We start from the raw sequence: 20,406 nt of genomic DNA, 5'->3' as shown, positions 1-20,406 counted from the left end.
TTACAACATTGTGGTGTTGTTATTCAATTAGTGGTTTGTTCCCTGAACAACATTGGTTTGGTTTGTTGTTTGGGAACCACATAGTGGACGCAAGCAGTCTTGTTATCTTTTTACCCTGCTTCATGGTGTGAACGTCTTTTGAATCCGTTCACGAAGAGGGTGTGTGGTGTAAGTTATCGGCCTATTAGTACCGGTCAGCTTCACGAGTCGTTAGTCCTCGCTTCCACATCCGGCCTATCAACCCAGTGGTCTGGCTGGGGGCCTCTCACACACGAGGTGTATGGAAATCTCATCTTGAAGCGAGCTTCCCGCTTAGATGCTTTCAGCGGTTATCCCATCCGAACGTAGCTAATCAGCGGTGCACTTGGCAGTACAACTGACACACCAGAGGTTCGTCCGTCCCGGTCCTCTCGTACTAAGGACAGCCCTTCTCAAATTTCCTGCGCGCGCAGCGGATAGGGACCGAACTGTCTCACGACGTTCTAAACCCAGCTCGCGTACCGCTTTAATGGGCGAACAGCCCAACCCTTGGGACCTACTCCAGCCCCAGGATGCGACGAGCCGACATCGAGGTGCCAAACCATGCCGTCGATATGGACTCTTGGGCAAGATCAGCCTGTTATCCCCGAGGTACCTTTTATCCGTTGAGCGACGGCCATTCCACAATGTACCGCCGGATCACTAGTCCCGACTTTCGTCCCTGCTCGAGATGTCTCTCTCACAGTCAAGCTCCCTTGTGCACTTACACTCGACACCTGATTGCCAACCAGGCTGAGGGAACCTTTGGGCGCCTCCGTTACTTTTTAGGAGGCAACCGCCCCAGTTAAACTACCCATCAGGCACTGTCCCTGACCCGGATTACGGGCCGAAGTTAGATGTCCAAAGTGACCAGAGTGGTATTTCAACGATGACTCCACCCGAACTGGCGTCCGGGCTTCAACGTCTCCCACCTATCCTACACAAGCCACTCCGAACACCAATACCAAACTATAGTAAAGGTCTCGGGGTCTTTCCGTCCTGCTGCGCGTAACGAGCATCTTTACTCGTACTGCAATTTCGCCGAGTTTATGGTTGAGACAGCGGGGAAGTCGTTACTCCATTCGTGCAGGTCGGAACTTACCCGACAAGGAATTTCGCTACCTTAGGATGGTTATAGTTACCACCGCCGTTTACTGGGGCTTAAATTCTCAGCTTCGCCTTGCGGCTAACCGGTCCTCTTAACCTTCCAGCACCGGGCAGGAGTCAGTCCGTATACATCGTCTTGCGACTTCGCACGGACCTGTGTTTTTAGTAAACAGTCGCTTCCCCCTGGTCTCTGCGGCCCCGATCCCCTCCGGACAGCGTGTGTCCATCAAGGTTGGGGCCCCCCTTCTCCCGAAGTTACGGGGGCATTTTGCCGAGTTCCTTAACCATAATTCTCTCGATCGCCTTAGTATTCTCTACCTGATCACCTGTGTCGGTTTGGGGTACGGGCGGCTAAAACCTCGCGTCGATGCTTTTCTCGGCAGCATAGGATCACCAAATCCCCCCAAACGGGGGTCCCATCAGATCTCAGGCATCATGAACAGCGGATTTGCCTACCGTTCGCCCTACATCCTTAGACCGGGACAACCATCGCCCGGCTTGGCTACCTTCCTGCGTCACACCTGTTAATACGCTTGCCTCCCAGGATCAGGTCCTGCGCTCCACCAAAACCCTTCACCCACAAGGGGTGTCAGGCAGGTCTCGGGCAGTTAGTATCCCCTGTTCAGCATGGGCGGTTTTTCGCCGGTACGGGAATATCAACCCGTTGTCCATCGACTACGCCTGTCGGCCTCGCCTTAGGTCCCGACTTACCCAGGGCAGATTAGCTTGACCCTGGAACCCTTGATCATTCGGCGGACGGGTTTCTCACCCGTCTTTCGCTACTCATGCCTGCATTCTCACTCGTGTAGGCTCCACCGCTGGTTTACACCGCGACTTCACTGCCCACACGACGCTCCCCTACCCATCCAGACGCCTGAACCACAAGGGCTTAGCTAAAATCTGAATGCCACAACTTCGGCGGTGTACTTGAGCCCCGCTACATTGTCGGCGCGGAATCACTTGACCAGTGAGCTATTACGCACTCTTTTAAGGATGGCTGCTTCTAAGCCAACCTCCTGGTTGTCTTCGCAACTCCACATCCTTTCCCACTTAGCACACGCTTAGGGGCCTTAGTTGGTGGTCTGGGCTGTTTCCCTCTCGACTATGAAGCTTATCCCCCACAGTCTCACTGCTGCGCTCTCACTTACCGGCATTCGGAGTTTGGCTGACGTCAGTAACCTTGTAGGGCCCATTAGCCATCCAGTAGCTCTACCTCCGGTAAGAAACACGCAACGCTGCACCTAAATGCATTTCGGGGAGAACCAGCTATCACGAAGTTTGATTGGCCTTTCACCCCTACCCACAGCTCATCCCCTCCATTTTCAACTGAAGTGGGTTCGGTCCTCCACGACGTCTTACCGTCGCTTCAACCTGGCCATGGGTAGATCACTTCGCTTCGGGTCTAGATCACGCCACTGCAACGCCCTATTCAGACTCGCTTTCGCTACGGCTTCCCCACACGGGTTAACCTCGCGACGTAACACTAACTCGCAGGCTCATTCTTCAAAAGGCACGCCGTCACAACTACAAGGCTGCTCCGACGGATTGTAAGCACACGGTTTCAGGTACTGTTTCACTCCCCTCCCGGGGTACTTTTCACCTTTCCCTCACGGTACTGGTCCGCTATCGGTCATTAGGGAGTATTTAGGCTTATCAGGTGGTCCTGACAGATTCACACGGGATTTCTCGGGCCCCGTGCTACTTGGGATACTCTCCAGGCGGTACACAACATTACGGTTACGGGGCTCACACCCTCTCTGGCCGGCCTTTCAAGACCGTTCACCTATGCCTGCACATCACACCCCACTGTCCCGGCAGAGACAGAACGGAAAGTCCCACAACCCCGACCATGCAACGCCCGCCGGCTATCACACATGGAACGGTTTAGCCTGATCCGCGTTCGCTCGCCACTACTAACGGAATCACTATTGTTTTCTCTTCCTGCGGGTACTGAGATGTTTCACTTCCCCGCGTTCCCTCCACGCACCCTATGTGTTCAGATGCGGGTCACCAGATCACTCGCGCGTCTGGCGGGGTTTCCCCATTCGGACACCCTGGGATCACAGTCCGGTTATCGACTCCCCCAGGCTTATCGCAGATTCCTACGTCCTTCTTCGGCTCCTAATGCCAAGGCATCCACCGTGTGCTCTTAAAAACTTGACCACAAAAGATCAAAAAACAAGTTTTCGAGAGAACCACGAAAACCAACCACACCCAACAACCACTCCCCAAAGGGAAGCCATCATCACGCGCAGCCAGATCCAGGTTCATATTCTTGGAAATTGCTTCTTATAAAAGATGCTCGCGTCCACTATGTAGTTCTCAAACAACAACCCCAAACCACACACCCCACACACACAACGCGCATGATCGATGCAGCCAGGAAACCAGAAACAAACAAACCCGCAAACCAGCCCCCACAAAGGGACCAGTCCACAGCCCTGTTGCCTCAGGACCCAACAGTGTGCCAAACACTAAACCACCCATCAAACCCCCCGACCGTTCCAGGACACCTAAAGCATCCGTACTAGACCAGGAAAAAATCCAGGCGACCGCTATTTGTTGATATTCCACCCATGAGCACCCGCCGCAGAACAATCGTCTGCGCAACGGGCATTTACTCCTGACAAACCCGCCACACTCACATACATGAGCCGGCGCATTTGTAGGTGCTCCTTAGAAAGGAGGTGATCCAGCCGCACCTTCCGGTACGGCTACCTTGTTACGACTTAGTCCCAATCGCCAGTCCCACCTTCGACAGCTCCCTCCCACAAGGGGTTAGGCCACCGGCTTCGGGTGTTACCAACTTTCGTGACTTGACGGGCGGTGTGTACAAGGCCCGGGAACGTATTCACCGCAGCGTTGCTGATCTGCGATTACTAGCGACTCCGACTTCATGGGGTCGAGTTGCAGACCCCAATCCGAACTGAGACCGGCTTTTTGGGATTAGCTCCACCTCACAGTATCGCAACCCTTTGTACCGGCCATTGTAGCATGCGTGAAGCCCAAGACATAAGGGGCATGATGATTTGACGTCGTCCCCACCTTCCTCCGAGTTGACCCCGGCAGTCTCCTATGAGTCCCCACCATCACGTGCTGGCAACATAGAACGAGGGTTGCGCTCGTTGCGGGACTTAACCCAACATCTCACGACACGAGCTGACGACAACCATGCACCACCTGTAAACCGACCGCAAGCGGGGGACCTGTTTCCAGGTCTTACCGGTTCATGTCAAGCCTTGGTAAGGTTCTTCGCGTTGCATCGAATTAATCCGCATGCTCCGCCGCTTGTGCGGGCCCCCGTCAATTCCTTTGAGTTTTAGCCTTGCGGCCGTACTCCCCAGGCGGGGCACTTAATGCGTTAGCTACGGCGCGGAAAACGTGGAATGTCCCCCACACCTAGTGCCCAACGTTTACGGCATGGACTACCAGGGTATCTAATCCTGTTCGCTCCCCATGCTTTCGCTCCTCAGCGTCAGTTAATGCCCAGAGACCTGCCTTCGCCATCGGTGTTCCTCCTGATATCTGCGCATTTCACCGCTACACCAGGAATTCCAGTCTCCCCTACATCACTCTAGTCTGCCCGTACCCACCGCAGATCCGGAGTTGAGCCCCGGACTTTCACGGCAGACGCGACAAACCGCCTACGAGCTCTTTACGCCCAATAATTCCGGATAACGCTTGCGCCCTACGTATTACCGCGGCTGCTGGCACGTAGTTAGCCGGCGCTTCTTCTGCAGGTACCGTCACTTTCGCTTCTTCCCTACTGAAAGAGGTTTACAACCCGAAGGCCGTCATCCCTCACGCGGCGTCGCTGCATCAGGCTTGCGCCCATTGTGCAATATTCCCCACTGCTGCCTCCCGTAGGAGTCTGGGCCGTGTCTCAGTCCCAGTGTGGCCGGTCACCCTCTCAGGCCGGCTACCCGTCGTCGCCTTGGTAAGCCATTACCTCACCAACAAGCTGATAGGCCGCGAGTCCATCCAAAACCACAATAAAGCTTTCCACCCCCCACCATGCGATGAGGAGTCATATCCGGTATTAGACCCAGTTTCCCAGGCTTATCCCAGAGTTAAGGGCAGGTTACTCACGTGTTACTCACCCGTTCGCCACTAATCCCCCCAGCAAGCTGGAGATCATCGTTCGACTTGCATGTGTTAAGCACGCCGCCAGCGTTCATCCTGAGCCAGGATCAAACTCTCCGTTGAAGTAAAACAAAAACAGAAACCACCAAGAAACCACGGGAAAACGCGGCAACCAGGCAGCAAAAATTTGAAACCAGCTGTAAAAACCAGACCACCCACAGGGGCGGGCAGCCCGGCAAATTCAACCAATTCATAAAACAAATCGGTATCAACAAACTTGGCACACTATTGAGTTCTCAAACAACAGACACATACGAACATTCCCGAAACAATTCACGCTGTGAATTTCTATTCCGTATTTCTTCGCTGCGATGTTTCAATCTTATTTCATTCATTTTCACTTTGCAAATCCGGTTGTTTTTCCGGAATTCACTCGGTGGAATGAATCCGCCCATCATAAAGTGAAGCATTTCTTCAGTCCGATGCTTTCGCACACGGTGAAGTTGCTTCACTTTTTTGTTGGGGGTCGGTCGCTATTTTTCCGCTTCAGCGGCGGCGACTCAGAAGACATTACACGCTCCCCCGCGGCCGTGCAAATCGGCTGCGGAAGAGCGTGCAAAGTGTCCCGCTATGAGCTAGGGAACCAGTACTTCCACCGTGGCGAGGTTCTTCTTTCCGCGGCGCAGGAGCAGGTACTGCCCGTGCAGCAACTCCGATTCCGGGATCACCGCTTCGGGATCGGATACCTTCTCGTTGTTGACGTACGCTCCACCTTCGCCCACCGTGCGCCGGGCGGCGGACTTGCTTTCGGAAAGTCCGGAGGCAACCAGCAGGTCGACGATGCCCATGGCATCCACCTGGACGGTGGCAGACGGAAGTTCAGACGTGGCCGCCTGGAGCGTCGGCTTGTCCAGCGCCGCCAGGTCACCGTTGCCGAAGAGCGCAGCGGATGCAGCGATCACCTTCTCTGTGGCCTCCACCCCATGAACGAGGGACGTCACTTCGAAGGCAAGCTTCCGCTGCCCTTCACGGGCGAAGGGACGCTCGGCAACAGCCGTGGCAATCTCCTCGATCTCTGCCCGGCTCAGGAAGGTAAACACCTTCAGCCGGTCCACCACATCAGCATCGGCGGTGTTGAGCCAAAACTGGTAGAACGCGTATGGGCTGCACATGCCGGCGTCGAGCCAAATGGCGTTGCCCTCGCTCTTCCCGAACTTGGTGCCGTCGGAGTTGGTGATCAGTGGAGTTCCCAGGGCGTGGACGCTCTTGCCCTCCACCTTGCGGATCAGTTCGGTTCCGCTGGTGAGGTTGCCCCACTGGTCCGAACCGCCGGTCTGGAGCATGCAGCCGTAGTCACGGTACAGCTGGAGGTAATCCATGCCCTGCAGGATCTGGTAGCTGAACTCCGTGTAGCTGATGCCCTCGTCCGAGTTCAGCCGGGACGCCACAGCATCCTTGCGCAGCATGGTGCCAACGCGGAAGTGCTTGCCCACCTCACGCAGGAAATCGATGGCACTCAGCGGTGCTGTCCAATCAAGGTTGTTGACCATCTGCGCTGCATTGTCGCCCTCAAAGCTGAGGAACCGGCGGACCTGGGCCTGAAGGTAGCCCACCCATTCCGCAACCGTATCCTTGGTGTTCAAGGTGCGCTCGGCCGTGGGACGCGGGTCACCGATCATGCCGGTGGAACCACCCACCAGGCCGAGCGGCTTGTGGCCGGCCAGCTGCAGCCGCCGCATCACGAGCAGCTGGACCAGGTTGCCCAGGTGCAGGCTCGGCGCGGTGGGATCGAAGCCGCAATAGTACGTGACCGGCCCGCCGGCGAGGAGCTTCTCCAGCTCTGCTTCGTCCGTGGAGACGTGGACCAGGCCACGCCACTTCAGTTCCTGCCAGATGTTGGCAAAAGTGGGGTCGTTCTGTTGCGATTCGAGGCTGTTGAGTTCTGACACGCCTTCTAAGTTAGCAGTATTACCCGGCGCCGGCGCCGGGTAACGGCACCAGCACCGGCCGCTGAAGGGGCCGGCGCCAACCCTCAACGGGCCGGCGCCAACCGAGGAAGCTCAGCGCTTGATGCCTGCCGGCACGGGATCTGAAGCGATCAGCCGCAGCCGCTGGGTGGCGCGTGTCATGGCAACGTACAGATCCCCCACCTTGCCGTGCTCATGGTTCAGCATCGTCGCGGGTTCCAGCACCACCACGCCGTCGAACTCCAGGCCCTTGGCCTCGCGCGGGCTAATGACCACGATGTCCTGCTCATAGCTCCCGGCACCGTTGCCAATGCGGCGGCCATACTCGGCGCGCAAGGCGGCGATGGCCTCGGGCAGCAGGGGGCCGTCCGCGATGACAGCCAGCAGGCCGCCGTCGAGCGCTTCCAGCTCCTCCGGCAGGACCTCCACCAGGCGGCTGACCACCTGGCCCGCGTCCACCTCGTCGATGACAGGCGACCAGCGCCCCTCCCGCACGGCTTTGGGTGCGGAGACAACGAGTCCGGCAGCGTTGGCCATCCGCACAGCCGCTTCAGCGATCTGTGACGGCGTCCGGTAATTGACCGTCAGCTCCTCCAGCTGCCAGCGGTCACCGAACATCGGAGCAAGCGCGCCCTGCCAAGAGTTGGCACCGGCCACCGAACTCGTCTGTGCAATGTCGCCAACAATGGTGAAGGACTTCAGGGGGCAACGGCGGACAAGCAGGCGCCACTGCATGGGCGAGAGCTCCTGCGCCTCGTCCACCACAATGTGGCCAAAAGCCCACGTGCGGTCGCTCGTGGCACGCTCGGCAGCGGTCAACCGCGCTTCCTGCTCCTGGTTCTGCTCAGCCAGCTCCTCGGCCGACATGAGCGGATCCACCCCGGCAGCCTCCATGTTCACCAGGGTCTGCTTGGCGTTGGCAAGGTCGCGGGCACGGTCGTGCTCCTGCTGCGCGAGACCGCGCCCGGCGGCCGGGTCCAGCTCACCGAGCAGCTCGGCAGCTTCGTCCAGCAGCGGCACATCGGACTCTGTCCAGGGGGCATCGGCGGGACGCTGCAGCAGTGCCCGCTCGGCCGCAGACAGGTGGGTGGTGCAGAATTCCAGCACAGCCGGCTTGCTGAACAGCTCCGAGATCAGCTTTTCGGGCGTCATGGGCATCCAGCAGAGGTTGAGGGCGATCCGCACATCACGGGCGGTGCGGACATCCTCGGCCAGGTAGGAGCGGTCCGCGTTGTTGCCGATGTTCCCGGCTTCCACCAGCTCGGTCATCTGTTCGGTGAGTTCGCGCAGCAGGATCTTGACGAACGTCACCCTGGCCTCGTTGTGCGGCTTGCCGGTGGAACGGGCACGCTCGCGGGCGCGGCGGACCTGGCGCGGCGTCAGCACGAGCTTGCGGCCGTCCACTTCCAGGATCCGGTCTTCAGCGGGAATCCGCTGGCGGTTGGCCACGGCGTTGGCCACCACGGTGGCCATGTCCAGCCGGCCCTTGATGGCTGCAACGTCGGCGTCGGGTTCCGGCACGGCGTTGATGCCGGGCATCAGCCGGCCCACGCTGGCCATCACGACGCCGGTCTCGCCCAGAGAGGGCAGCACCCGTTCGATGTACTTCATAAAGGACGACGACGGGCCCACCAGCAGCACGCCCGCGGACTTAAGCCGGTCCCGGTGGGTGTAGAGCAGGTAGGCAGCACGGTGCAGTGCGACGGCGGTCTTGCCGGTGCCGGGCCCGCCCTGCACCACCACGGCGCCGGAGATGGACGACCGGATAATTCGGTCCTGTTCGGACTGGATGGTGCTGACGATGTCCGACATCCGGCCGGTGCGCCGGGAATTCAGGGCGGCCAGCAGGGCGCCCTCGCCCTGCAGCGATTCGTTGTCCGCCAGCATGTCAGCGTCCAGGACGTCGTCCTCAATGGCCTTTACCTCCCGGCCCTGCAGGATCAGGTGGCGGCGCCGGCGGACGCCCTGCCGGTCGAAGGCCGTGGCCTGGTAGAAGTGCCCGGCTTCGGGCGCGCGCCAGTCAACCATCAGCCGCTGCAGGTCCTCGGTGGTGAGGCCGATGCGTCCGATGTACTGCGCTTCCCCGGAGTCCAGGTCCAGGCGGCCAAAGACCAGCCGGTCGTCCACGGCATCCAGCTGTGCCAGCCGGTCCTCGTACAGAGCCGCGAAAGCGTCGCGCTCGGAAACGTTCTGCATGGTGCCCACAGCTCCAGCCCGCCGCACCTGCGCAAGCTGCTTGCGCTTTTCCTCGCGGAGCTCCTCCAGCCGGGCATACAGGCCGGCAACATAGTCCCGTTCGTGGGCCAAATCGGCGTCGAGCATTTAACGTTCCCCTATCGCAAAAGACAGACCGTCCATTCTACAACCTTTTCCGTTAACGCTGGCGAAACGATCCCGGCCTCGGCTTGGCCGCCTTGTACTTGGAGACAGTGGGGTCCCCCGTGATCCAGAAACGCCAGGCGTACTGCCCGGATCCGCCGACGCCGGAAACCCCCACCCGCGGACCGGAACTGACCTCCGTAACCGGCCTATCCGGGAGCACCAGCCCAAAAGGGGGCGCCAGTGCGTCGCGGCCGCTGTACGCGGTGGTCAGGCCCAGGGCCTTGGCCAGGCGGGCAGGTCCGCTCGCCAGGTCGGCAGGAATTTTTGAGGTGGGCCGGCGGTGCTGTGCGAGCTCCAGGCCGTCCACGATCTCCCCGGCGCGCAGCAGCAGGGCAGAGGCCACGCCGGCAGGGCCGCACACAATGTTGGTGCAGTGATGCATGCCGTAGGTGAAGTAGACGTAGAGGTGCCCGGCGGGGCCGAACATGGGAGCGTTCCGGGGAGTGGGGCCGCGGTACGTGTGCGAGCCGGGATCAGGGTGCAGGGAATCCTCCGGCCCCAGATACGCCTCCACTTCGGTCAGCCGGACAGACACCCGGCCCTCCCTTGAATCATGCGTCAGGACAGCGCCCAGCAGCATCGGTGCCAGGTCGCGGGCATCGCCCGAGAGGAATTCCCGCAGCGGTTCCGGGGCCTGCGGGGGACGTCTGCTCATGGCCAGACTCTATCCAAAACCGGCCGCAATGCCTGACGCAACGCCACAAAAGACCCCACGGCCATGTCCGATTTCCGCTAGCGGGCCTCCTCCACTGCTGGCAGGATGGGGGAATGGACTTCTGGCAGCGCTACCGGGCAATAGACGCCCGGGACACCCGGTTCGACGGGCAGTTCTACACTGCCGTCCGGACCACGGGTATCTATTGCCGCCCGTCGTGCCCGGCCAGGACTCCCAAGGCTGCCAACGTCACCTTTTACGAGACCTCAGCAGCGGCCCACGACGCCGGCTACCGGGCCTGCAAACGCTGCCTGCCTGAGGCTGTGCCGGGAACACCTGCCTGGAATGTGCGGCAAGACATCGCGGGGCGTGCCATGCGCCTGATCAATGACGGTGTAATTAACCGGGACGGCGTGGATGGCTTGGCCGCGCGCCTTGGCTATTCCTCCCGCCAGCTGAACAGGATCCTCAGCCAGGAACTGGGCGCCAGCCCCCTCTCGCTCGCCCGCGCCGGCCGCGCCCAGACGGCACGCACGCTGCTCGTTTCCACCTCCATGAAGCTCGCCGACGTGGCCTTCGCGGCAGGCTTCAGCAGCGTCCGCCAGTTCAACGAGACCATGGTGGAAGTCTTCGACCTGACCCCCAGCGCGCTCCGCGCCGCCAGGCATCCGAAAGCCCCCGCCGGTTCTACCGCCCTCACCCTCAGCCTCCCCTACCGCGAGCCCTTCGACCCCGGCGTCTTCACTTTCCTGGCGGTCCGTGCCATCCCGGGCATCGAGGCCGGAACCCAAACCTCGTACGCCCGTACGCTGCGGCTTCCCCAGGGCGACGCGCGCTTCCGGGTTGAGTACGACGCCGGCGCCCCCGGACGGCCGCTGACCCTCACCATCGGCGCGGTGAACCTTCGGGACCTTCCGGCCCTGTTGAGCCGCGTCCGGCGGCTGTTCGACCTGGATGCAGATCCGGTTGCCATCGACGGCGCCCTGGCGGAAGACCCCCGGCTGGCCCCTGCAGTGGCCCGCGCCCCGGGCATCAGGATGCCCGGAGCGCTGGACCCCGCCGAAATGCTGATCAGGGCCATGATCGGCCAGCAGATCACCGTGGCTGCCGCGCGGACCGCACTGACCCAACTCGCCGCCGTCGGAAGCTCAAGCCGAAGCCCGGGCGAAGGCCTGGACAGGATGTTTCCCACGCCCGCCGAAATCGCCGCCGAAGGGTGCGCGCTCCTGCGCGGCCCCCGAAAACGCCTCGATGCCCTCCACGCCGCAGCTTCCGCACTGGCGGATGGCACCCTCGACTTCGGCTATGGCGACGACGTCGCGACCCTGGGCGCGAAACTTCTCCCGCTGGCCGGTGTGGGGCCCTGGACGGTGGGATATCTGGCCATGCGCGTCCTTGGGGCACCTGACGTCTTCCTTGGCAATGACGCGGCGGTGCGGAACGGGATAAGAGCCTTGGACCCGCCTCAGGATGACCACAGGGGTGCTTCCGGAGGGGCCGGGACTCCCAGCCCGGATTTCCGCGAGGTCAGCCCTTGGCGCTCCTACGCCACCATGCACCTGTGGCGGGCAGCAGCCCATTCCGCCGCCGAAGCGCGTCCCGCCACAAGGACGGACGCTCCCAGAGCAGGCAATAGAACAGCAGAGAAAGCGATCCGATGAAGGCCCAGTTGCTTCAGATGTCCACGCCGGACGGCCCGTTCACCATCCTCGCCCAGGACGGGGTGGTCCTCTCCAGCGGCTGGACCGAAAAGCCGGGCGACCTGACCGGGCAGATCCATCCCACCCTGCGGCCCGCCACCCTGGACCTGGTCAGCGACCTTGGCGGGATCTCCGCCGCCGTCGAAGCCTTTTACGCCGGGGATCCGGCGCCGGCGATGCAGGTCCCCGTACGGCAAATGTCCGGGCCGTTCCGGGTCCACGCCTGGGACGTGCTGCGCCTGGTCCGGCCGGGATCCCCCGTGACGTACACCGAGTACGCCGGGCTGGCCGGGAATCCCAAAGCTGTCAGGGCGGCAGCCAGCGCGTGCGCCTTCAATGCAGCGGCCCTGTTTGTTCCCTGCCACCGGGTCATCAGGACCGACGGTTCACTCGGCGGCTTCCGCTGGGGACTGCCCATCAAGAAGAGCCTGCTGGCCCGCGAAGCCGCCTGATCCTGCTTTGGGGAAGCGTTAGTCCTGCTTTGGTGTTGGGGTTCCGGCGGGCCACGGCAGCAGCGCCGGCAGGTCCACGCCGTCGGCCGCCGCGGATGCCCTCAGGCTGCCCAGGGTGGGTTCGCGCCCTGCCAGCCAGGCCGCAATATCGGTGATCATTCCGCTGATCACGGTGGACCTGTTGCCGCTGCCGATGCTCACCGGCGGAAGGCCCAGCGGCTGCAGCACCAGTTTGTCGTCCGGCTGGACGCGGGCTGCGAGGAAATCGAACAGGTGCTCGCAGAACTGGCGGCTCCAGGTTTCCGGGCCCCTGCCTGTCAGCAGGTCGGAGGTGTGGATGACGAGTTCCCGCCAGAGCGCCAGGCCGCCGTCCAGGACAACTCCCCCGCGGTAGGTGATGGGTGCGTACCAGCCGGTGCGGTTGGCGGACGAATCCTTGATTCCGGGCAGCGCATTGAACCTGTTCATGGCCCGTTCGAGGGCCGCGGTCAGGTCTGCGACGTGGGTGGCTGCGTCGTGGCCGGCTGCCATGTCGATGGCCTTGTTCCGGCCGTCCATGCCGCCGTCGTACAGCTCGATGGTTTCGCCGCGCGCCGCGTACTCGAGCTGCCTGGCCATGGCATTGGAGATGCCGGTCAGGTGGGCCAGAACGTGCCCTCGCGTCCAGCCGGGCAGGGCGGACGGAGCTTTCACGTCCTCGTCGCTGAGCTTGGCGACATCGGAGGCAAGGTCATCAGCGGCTTTGTGGAGCCCGGCGAGCAGGACTTCGGGTGCGGGAGCTGTCATGGCGCCCATCCTAGCGCCGAGGCCGGCCGTCGGGCCCGAGGCGGTGCCGGACGTGCTCGCCGTCGTTGCTGGCCTGCCAGAATTCATACTCAGCGGGCTGGACTGCGTAGAGCTGCCAGTTCGGGTTGCTGCTGCCGTCCGCCCGTGGCCGCTCCGCCCAGTCCCGCGCTGAGGCCTCGGCCGACAGTTCAACTACGGATCCCGAAACCCTGACCTGCCGGCCCAGCGACGGCCAGTAGAAGTTGAGGGCAGCGTGGGGGTTGGCGCTGAGTTCCCTGCCCTTGCGTGAGGTGCGGGACGTGGCGAAGTGCCAGCCGTCGTCGTCGATGTTTTTCAGGATCAGCATCCTCGACGACGGCCGGCCGCTGCCGTCCACCGTGGCAAGGCTGCAGGCGTGCGGCTGGTGCTCCCCCGCGGCCAGGGCCTCGTCCAGCCATTGCCGGAAGAGTTCTGCGGGGTCTGCCGGGGCGCTGGCCGGGTCAAAACCGGGCAGGACGTCAGGGAAGTCGGGCAGCGCGCGGAGTTGCCGGCGGAAGGAGTCGCTCATGGCGCCATGCTAGCGGGGAGTCTTCGCCGTCAACACCCGACGCTCTCGCACTTAATGCGTGAAAACCGGCAACGCTCTCTCACTTTCCGGAAGAAAGTGAGAGAGCGCTGGCCAAAAAGCCGCGTTAAGCGAGAGAGCGTTTCAGACCGCGTACTCCCGCACGCCGGCCAGCTCGGCTTCCAGCGCCACCAGCTGGCGTTCGACGGCGGCCGGTGCCGTACCGCCCTGGGAGTTGCGGCTGTTGAGGGAGCCCTCCGTGGACAGGACTGTGCGGACCTCCGGCGTGAGGTGCCCGGAGATGGCGGCGTATTCCTCATCCGTCAGGTCCCAGAGCTCGACGCCGCGGGATTCCGCCTGCTTGACGGCAGCACCGGACAGCTCGTGCGCCTCGCGGAACGGAACGCCCTGCCGGACCAGCCATTCCGCAATGTCCGTGGCCAAAGCGAAGCCCTGCGGCGCCAGCGACTCCATCCGTTCGGTGTTGAACTTCAGGGTGGCGATCATGCCGGAGACAGCCGGGAGCAGCAGTTCCAGGGTGTCAGCGGCATCAAACACCGGTTCCTTGTCCTCCTGGAGGTCACGGTTGTACGCCAGCGGCAGGCCCTTGAGCGTCGCCAGCAGCCCGGTCAGGTTGCCAATCAGGCGCCCTGCCTTGCCACGGGCCAGTTCCGCCACGTCCGGGTTCTTCTTCTGCGGCATGATGGACGATCCGGTGGAGTAGGAATCGTGCAGCGTGACGAAGGAGAACTCCTTGGTGGCCCAAAGAATGACCTCCTCGGACACCCGCGAGAGGTCCACGCCGATCATCGAACACACCCAGGCGAACTCAGCGAAGACGTCTCGGGAAGCGGTGCCGTCGATCGAGTTGTGCGATGCGGAAAAGAACCCAAGATCGGCCGCCACTGCCTCCGGGTCCAGCCCCAGCGATGACCCTGCCAGGGCACCGGATCCGTATGGTGAGACACCGGCACGCTTGTCCCAGTCCTGGAGCCGCTGCACGTCGCGCAGCAGCGCCCAGGCGTGGGCCAGCAGGTGGTGGCTGAGCAGCACCGGCTGGGCATGCTGCAGGTGGGTCCGTCCCGGCATTGCCACGCCATGATGGGCCTTGGCCTGCTCCACGAGCGCGTCCACTGTGGCCAGGACTCCGCGGGCGATGATCCGGGCGTGGTCGCGCAGGAACATGCGCCCCAGTGTGGCCACCTGGTCGTTCCGGGAACGGCCGGCGCGGAGCTTGCCGCCGAGCTGCGTTCCGGCCCGCTCGATCAGGCCGCGCTCCAGTGAGCCGTGCACGTCCTCGTCGGATTCGGCCGGCACATAGGCGCCGGAAGCAACGTCCTCGTCCAGCCGGGTGAGGGCTGCCAGCATGCCGTCCAGCTCGACGTCGTCCAGCAGGCCGGCCTTGTGCAGCACACGCGCGTGCGCCATGGAACCGGCAATGTCATAGCGTGCAAGCCGCCAGTCGAAGTGCGTGGACTTGCTCAGCGCGGCCAGGGCATCGGCGGGGCCGCCGGCGAACCGGCCGCCCCACAATGCGCCTGTGTTCGTCGCCTCAGCTTTTGGGGTTTCGACAGGGTCAGCCACAGGGGCTACTTTCCTGCGACGCGGATGTCGCGGCCGGAGGCAACCTTGGCGGACATGCCCCACAGTTCGATGAAGCCCCTGGCCATGGACTGGTCGAACGTGTCGCCGGTGTCGTAGGTGGCAAGGTTGAAGTCGTAAAGCGACGTGTCGGAGCGGCGGCCGTTAACGATGGCCTGGCCGCCGTGCAGGGTCATGCGGATGTCGCCGGAGACGTACTTCTGGGTGTCCTCGATGAAGGCGTCCAGGGAGCGCTTCAGCGGGGAGAACCACTGGCCGTCGTAGACCAGTTCGGACCAGCGCTGGCCAACGGTGGCCTTGAAGCGGGCCTGCTCGCGCTCAACGGTGATGTCCTCGAGGTGCTTGTGGGCCGTGATCAGCGCCATGGCACCCGGGGCTTCGTAGATTTCGCGGGACTTGATGCCCACCAGGCGGTCCTCGACGACGTCGATCCGGCCCACGCCCTGGGCGCCGGCACGGCGGTTGAGTTCCTTGATGGCCTGCAGCGGGGTGACCTTCACGCCGTCGATCGCTACCGGCACGCCGGCCTCGAAGGATATGGTGACCTCATCCGGCGCCGGCGGGAACTCGGGGGTGGCGGTGTAGTCGTAGATGTCCTTGGTGGGGGCGTTCCAGATGTCCTCGAGGTAGCCGGTCTCCACGGCGCGGCCCCAGACATTCTGGTCGATCGAGTACGGGTTCTTCTTGGTGGTCTCGATGGGCAGGCCCTTTTCCTCGGCGAAGGCGATGGCCTTGTCGCGGGTAAGGGCGAGGTCGCGGACGGGGGCGATGCACTTCAGGTCCGGCCCAAGGGTCTGGATGCCCACCTCGAAGCGGACCTGGTCGTTGCCCTTGCCGGTGCAGCCGTGCGCAACGGTGGTCGCGCCGAATTCGCGGGCAGCCTTGACGAGGTGCTTGACGATCACGGGGCGGGAGATGGCTGAAACCAGCGGGTAGTGGCCCTGGTAGAGGCCGTTGGCCTTCAGCGTGGGCATGCAGTACTCGTTGGCGAACTCATCGGAGGCGTCGGCCACGTAGGCTTCGACGGCGCCGCAGCCCAAGGCACGCTGGCGGATGGTTTCCAGGGACTCGCCGCCCTGTCCAACGTCGACCGCCACGGCGATGACCTCGGCGCCGGTGGCTTCACCGATCCAGCCGATGGCTACTGAGGTGTCCAGGCCGCCGGAGTAGGCCAGCACAATGCGTTCAGTCACGGAGATGCTCCTTGTAATTGGGGTTTGTAGATGTTGTCTTCAAGCTTATTGCCCGGCTTCTTCCGCCAGCTGCAGGAACCTGGCGGCGAGGTCCTGCCCGCCCTGCGGGTCCCGGGAGACCAGCAGCACAGTGTCGTCCCCGGCGATGGTCCCCAGGATGGACGGCATCACCGAGTGGTCGATCGCCAGGGCCAGGAAGTTGGCGGCGCCCGGCGGGGTGCGGAGCACGGCGATGTTTGCCGAAGCTTCCGCCGTGACCAGGAGCTCGCTGCACAGCCGGGCCAGCCGGGCGTCCAGGATTTCCTGGCTCACCCCGCTCTTGGCGGCCCGCTCGCCACCCTCTCCGGGGACGGCGTACACCAGCACGCCCTCCTTGCCGCGGACCCGGACCGCGCCGAGTTCCACGAGGTCCCGGGACAGCGTCGCCTGGGTGACCTGCACGCCGTCGTCAGCCAGCAGGGCTGCCAGCTCAGCCTGGGAGCGCACTGACTCGCCCGTCAGGATGGCGGTGATGCGCGCCTGGCGGGCAGTTTTGGTCGCCGGGCTGGAGCCCGGCGACGCCGGTTGGGCGGACACTAGAACGTGCTCTCCCCAGTGCCTTCAACGGGGGCCAGGCCATCGACGAACGCGAGCCCGGACCGGTGCATCAGCCAGGCCATCAGGGCCTTTTGGGCGTGCAGCCGGTTTTCGGCCTCATCCCAGACGATGGACTGCGGCCCGTCAATGACACCCGCGGAGATTTCGTAGCCGCGGTAGGCGGGCAGGCAGTGAAGCACGACGGCGTCTTCCGCCGCCTGTGCCATGGCCGCCTCGTCCACGGCGTACTCCCGGAACAGCTGGAGCCGGGCTTCCTTTTCGGCTTCCTGGCCCATGGACACCCACGTGTCTGTAGCGACGACGTCGGCCCCTTTCAGAGCCTCGGCCGCGTCAGTGGTGACCAGCACGGAGCCGCCGGTTTCTGCTGCGCGTGCCTCGGCGGCGGCCACGATGTCCGCCGCCGGCAGGTAGCCTTCGGGTCCGGCAATCCGGACGTGCATCCCGGCCGTGACGCCGGCCAGGAGGTAGGAATTGGCCATGTTGTTGGCGGCGTCTCCCAGGTAGCTCATGGTGAGGCCCTTGAGGTCGCCCTTGTGCTCCTTCACGGCCAGCAGGTCCGCCAGGAGCTGGCACGGGTGGTAGTCATCGCACAAGGCATTGATGACCGGGACGCTGGAGTTTTCCGCCATCGCCACCAGGCCGGCGTGCGGCCCTGTCCGCCAGACGATGGTGGATACCATCCGTTCCAGGACCTTGGCGGTGTCCTCCACGGACTCCTTGTGGCCGATCTGGGCCTCGCCCGGGTTGATGATGAGGGCGTTGCCGCCCATGTCCGCGATGCCGGTGGCGAATGAGACCCGTGTCCGGGTGGAGGTTTTGTCGAAGATCACGGCCACGGTCTTGCGGCCGTTGCCCTCGGCCGCAAAGGGCTGGACGCTGTAGGGAGCAGCTTTCATCCGGGCTGCGAGGTCCAGGACCTCGGCCTGCTCGGCGGGGCTCAGGTCCGTGTCCTTGAGGAAGTGCCGGGTAGCGCTTTTTTCAGGGGCTGCACTGGTGTGAACTGCAGAAGTCACTGGGCGTCCTTAGCTGCTTGGAGGATTGCCGGGAAGGCGTCGAGGAAGGAATCCGCCTGGGCGGTGGTGAGGACCAGCGGCGGCGCCAGGCGGATGGTGCGCGGGCCGGGACTGTTGACGATAAAGCCGGCGTCCAGGCCGGCCTGCACCACTGCAGGAGCGACGTCCGCGTCGAGGTCGAACCCGATCAGCAGGCCCTCGCCCCGAACCTCGGTGACGCCCGGAATGGCGGCCAGCGCCGAACGCAGGTGCTCCCCGACCTTTGCCACGTTCGCCAGGACGTCCTGGCTTTCGATCGCGTGCAAGGTGGCGAGGGCGGCCGCGGTCGCCACCGGGTTGCCCCCGAACGTGGTGCCGTGCTGGCCGGCAGCCAATAGCGACGACGTTGCGTCACCAAAGGTAATCAGGGCACCGATGGGGAAACCGCCGCCCAGGCCCTTGGCGAGCGTGACCGCATCGGGCATGATTCCGGAGTCCTCGCTGGCAAGCCACTTACCGGTGCGGCCGATCCCGGTCTGCACCTCGTCCAGGATCAGCAGGGCGCCCACCCGGGCGGTCAGCTCCCGCGCTGCCCGGAGATAGCCGGGCGGCAGGGGACGTACGCCCGCTTCGCCCTGGATCGGCTCCAGAAAGACTGCGGACACAGTTTCGTCAACAGCGTCCTTGAGCGCCTCGACGTCGCCAAACGGGATGTGCACCACACCGCCGGGCAGTGGCTCGAACGGCGCCCGGTAGGCTTCCTTGGCCGTCAGGGCTAGCGCGCCCATGGTGCGGCCGTGGAAGGCGCCTTCGAGGGCAATGATTTTGGTCCGCTTCGTCCCGCTGCCACCGGAATTGCGGCGGGCCAGCTTGAAAGCAGCTTCATTGGCCTCGGTCCCGGAGTTGGTGAAGAACACCTTGGAACCGGCCGGCGCGTTAGTGAGGCCCAGCAGCTTTTCGGCCAGGGCAATCTGGGTGGGGCTGGTGAAGAAGTTGGAGACGTGGCCCAGCGTGGCCAGCTGGCTGGAGATGACCGACGTGACGAACGGGTTGGCATGGCCCAGCGCGTTGACGGCGATCCCGCCCAGCAGGTCAAGGTACTCCTTGCCGTCGGCGTCCCAGACCAGGCAGCCGGCACCGCGGACCAGGACACGCTGCGGGGTGCCGAATACCCCCATCAGCGACGTGGAGTAACGGGCCAGCCACTCGGATCCACTCCCTACTCCAGTCATAACGGAAGCTTTGGCGTCCGGTCCGACGATGGGGGCCAGGGCGTGGTCGGGCACCGCGAAGCGGGCGGGGCCCCCATCGCCGGCCGGACTCACGTCAACAGTTTCGTTCATCCGTCAATCTCCTCGTCCGGAACTACCTGGGTGCCGATGCCCGCCGTCGTGAATGTTTCAAGAAGCATGGAATGGGGCAGGCGCCCGTCAACGATGTGCGCGCGTTCCACTCCCTCATCAATGGCCTTCAGGCAGGCGGCCATCTTGGGAATCATCCCCGATTCGAGCCTGGGCAGCATGTCCCTAAGCTCCGACGCCGTAAGGGAGGAGATCAGCGAGGACTTGTCCGGCCAGTTGGCGTACAGGCCTTCGACGTCGGTCAGGATCACCATCTTGGAGGCACCCAGTGCCGAAGCGACGGCCGCAGCCGCGGTGTCCGCGTTGACGTTGAGGACCTGGCCGGTGGGCTGGAAGCGTGCCGTGCCGGCCACGCTGTCTCCGCCGTCCACAATTTCGGGGGCAACCGTGGAGATCACGGGGATCCGGCCGGCCTCGAGGATGTCCACGATTCCCGCGGGGTCGACGCCCACCACTTCGCCAACCAGGCCGAGGTCCACTTCTTCGCCATCCACCACAGTCCCGGTCCGGACGGCGCGCAGCAGGCCGCCGTCTTCGCCGGACATGCCCACTGCGTAGGGGCCGTGGGAATTGATCAAGCCCACCAGTTGGCGTCCCACCTGGCCTGTGAGGACCATCCGGACCACGTCCATGGCCTCGGGGGTGGTCACGCGCAGGCCGCCCTTGAATTCGGACTCGATGCCGAGCCTGCCGAGCATGGAGTTGATCTGGGGGCCGCCGCCATGGACAACCACCGGGTGGATGCCAACGTGGTGGAGGAACACGATGTCCTCCGCAAAGGCGCGGCGGAGATCATCGTTAACCATGGCGTTGCCGCCGTACTTGACCACCATGATGGTGCCGGCGAACCGCTGGATCCAGGGCAGGGCCTCAATCAGGGTTGCTGCCTTGTCCTGGGCGTCGGACATGCTGGTGGTTTCACGCGTCTGGGTGTTCATGCTGTCACTTTCCGCAACGGTTTTGGCGG

General features: G+C 63.4%; 13 protein-coding genes and 2 rRNA genes. 2 read left to right on the top strand and 13 right to left on the bottom strand.

From position 1 onward, the window contains the following. Positions 1–163: 163 nt before the first annotated feature. The 5 genes from M1D93_RS07760 to M1D93_RS07740 all read right to left on the bottom strand — a co-directional run bounded on the left by M1D93_RS07760 (position 164) and on the right by M1D93_RS07740 (position 10,212). A 23S ribosomal RNA gene (locus tag M1D93_RS07760) occupies positions 164–3,288 on the bottom strand. Positions 3,289–3,805: 517 nt separating this feature from the next. Further along, a 16S ribosomal RNA gene (locus tag M1D93_RS07755) occupies positions 3,806–5,331 on the bottom strand. The 16S and 23S rRNA genes sit together here, the layout of an rRNA operon. Positions 5,332–5,843: 512 nt before the next feature. After that, positions 5,844–7,157, bottom strand: coding sequence for a tyrosine--tRNA ligase (gene tyrS, locus M1D93_RS07750; protein ID WP_461174542.1), 1,314 nt, complete (start codon positions 7,155–7,157; stop codon positions 5,844–5,846). A 111-nt stretch (positions 7,158–7,268) separates the two neighbouring features. Continuing rightward, positions 7,269–9,497: a HelD family protein gene (locus tag M1D93_RS07745; protein ID WP_461174541.1), complete on the bottom strand. Its 2,229-nt coding sequence runs from the start codon at positions 9,495–9,497 to the stop codon at positions 7,269–7,271. A 52-nt stretch (positions 9,498–9,549) separates the two neighbouring features. Then, on the bottom strand, positions 9,550–10,212 hold the full coding sequence (locus M1D93_RS07740) for a DNA-3-methyladenine glycosylase (protein WP_461174540.1): 663 nt from the start codon (positions 10,210–10,212) through the stop codon (positions 9,550–9,552). Positions 10,213–10,325: 113 nt separating this feature from the next. On the opposite strand from M1D93_RS07740, the gene M1D93_RS07735 reads away from it, so the two are divergent. Together M1D93_RS07735 and M1D93_RS07730 are read left to right on the top strand one after the other, a co-directional pair. Beyond that, a complete protein-coding gene (locus M1D93_RS07735) occupies positions 10,326–11,873 on the top strand; it encodes a DNA-3-methyladenine glycosylase 2 family protein (RefSeq protein ID WP_461174539.1) in 1,548 nt (515 codons plus the stop codon). Further along, on the top strand, positions 11,870–12,364 hold the full coding sequence (locus M1D93_RS07730; protein ID WP_461174538.1) for a methylated-DNA--[protein]-cysteine S-methyltransferase: 495 nt from the start codon (positions 11,870–11,872) through the stop codon (positions 12,362–12,364). The genes M1D93_RS07735 and M1D93_RS07730 overlap by 4 nt, the downstream gene beginning before the upstream one ends. An 18-nt stretch (positions 12,365–12,382) precedes the next feature. Here the strand turns inward: M1D93_RS07730 and M1D93_RS07725 are convergent, their stop codons facing one another. The 8 genes from M1D93_RS07725 to argB form a co-directional block, all read right to left on the bottom strand. Continuing rightward, positions 12,383–13,150 carry a maleylpyruvate isomerase family mycothiol-dependent enzyme gene (locus M1D93_RS07725; protein ID WP_461174537.1) on the bottom strand — a complete coding sequence of 256 codons (768 nt, stop codon included), beginning with the start codon at positions 13,148–13,150 and terminating at the stop codon, positions 12,383–12,385. 10 nt (positions 13,151–13,160) lie between these two features. Beyond that, complete coding sequence (locus M1D93_RS07720; RefSeq protein ID WP_461174536.1) at positions 13,161–13,697, bottom strand: pyridoxine/pyridoxamine 5'-phosphate oxidase; 537 nt, start codon at positions 13,695–13,697, stop codon at positions 13,161–13,163. A gap of 141 nt (positions 13,698–13,838) precedes the next feature. Continuing rightward, a complete protein-coding gene (gene argH / locus M1D93_RS07715; protein ID WP_461174535.1) occupies positions 13,839–15,278 on the bottom strand; it encodes an argininosuccinate lyase in 1,440 nt (479 codons plus the stop codon). Between the two features lie 5 nt (positions 15,279–15,283). Continuing rightward, positions 15,284–16,489, bottom strand: a complete 1,206-nt coding sequence (locus tag M1D93_RS07710) for an argininosuccinate synthase (protein ID WP_461174534.1) — start codon at positions 16,487–16,489, stop codon at positions 15,284–15,286. 45 nt (positions 16,490–16,534) lie between these two features. Further along, positions 16,535–17,065, bottom strand: a complete 531-nt coding sequence (locus M1D93_RS07705) for an arginine repressor (RefSeq protein ID WP_102976225.1) — start codon at positions 17,063–17,065, stop codon at positions 16,535–16,537. Next, positions 17,065–18,099 carry an ornithine carbamoyltransferase gene (gene argF / locus M1D93_RS07700; RefSeq protein ID WP_461174533.1) on the bottom strand — a complete coding sequence of 345 codons (1,035 nt, stop codon included), beginning with the start codon at positions 18,097–18,099 and terminating at the stop codon, positions 17,065–17,067. The genes M1D93_RS07705 and argF overlap by 1 nt, the downstream gene beginning before the upstream one ends. After that, on the bottom strand, positions 18,096–19,310 hold the full coding sequence (locus M1D93_RS07695; RefSeq protein ID WP_461174963.1) for an acetylornithine transaminase: 1,215 nt from the start codon (positions 19,308–19,310) through the stop codon (positions 18,096–18,098). The genes argF and M1D93_RS07695 overlap by 4 nt, the downstream gene beginning before the upstream one ends. A gap of 107 nt (positions 19,311–19,417) precedes the next feature. After that, positions 19,418–20,377: an acetylglutamate kinase gene (gene argB / locus M1D93_RS07690; RefSeq protein WP_461174532.1), complete on the bottom strand. Its 960-nt coding sequence runs from the start codon at positions 20,375–20,377 to the stop codon at positions 19,418–19,420. Between the last annotated feature and the right edge of the window lie 29 nt (positions 20,378–20,406).

This window comes from Arthrobacter sp. Z1-9, from assembly GCF_054792695.1.
The sequence above is the reverse complement of the archived record's forward strand: the minus strand, read 5'-3'. Positions and strand labels throughout refer to the sequence as shown.

Bases quoted from the DNA above. Each gene is read 5' to 3' on its own strand.
- M1D93_RS07745 (WP_461174541.1), bottom strand. From the start codon at position 9,497: ATGCTCGACGCCGATTTGGCCCACGAACGGGACTATGTTGCCGGCCTG.
- M1D93_RS07740 (WP_461174540.1), bottom strand. From the start codon at position 10,212: ATGAGCAGACGTCCCCCGCAGGCCCCGGAACCGCTGCGGGAATTCCTC.
- M1D93_RS07735 (WP_461174539.1), top strand. From the start codon at position 10,326: ATGGACTTCTGGCAGCGCTACCGGGCAATAGACGCCCGGGACACCCGG.
- M1D93_RS07730 (WP_461174538.1), top strand. From the start codon at position 11,870: ATGAAGGCCCAGTTGCTTCAGATGTCCACGCCGGACGGCCCGTTCACC.
- M1D93_RS07725 (WP_461174537.1), bottom strand. From the start codon at position 13,150: ATGACAGCTCCCGCACCCGAAGTCCTGCTCGCCGGGCTCCACAAAGCC.
- M1D93_RS07720 (WP_461174536.1), bottom strand. From the start codon at position 13,697: ATGAGCGACTCCTTCCGCCGGCAACTCCGCGCGCTGCCCGACTTCCCT.
- M1D93_RS07695 (WP_461174963.1), bottom strand. From the start codon at position 19,310: ATGACTGGAGTAGGGAGTGGATCCGAGTGGCTGGCCCGTTACTCCACG.
- argB (WP_461174532.1), bottom strand. From the start codon at position 20,377: ATGAACACCCAGACGCGTGAAACCACCAGCATGTCCGACGCCCAGGAC.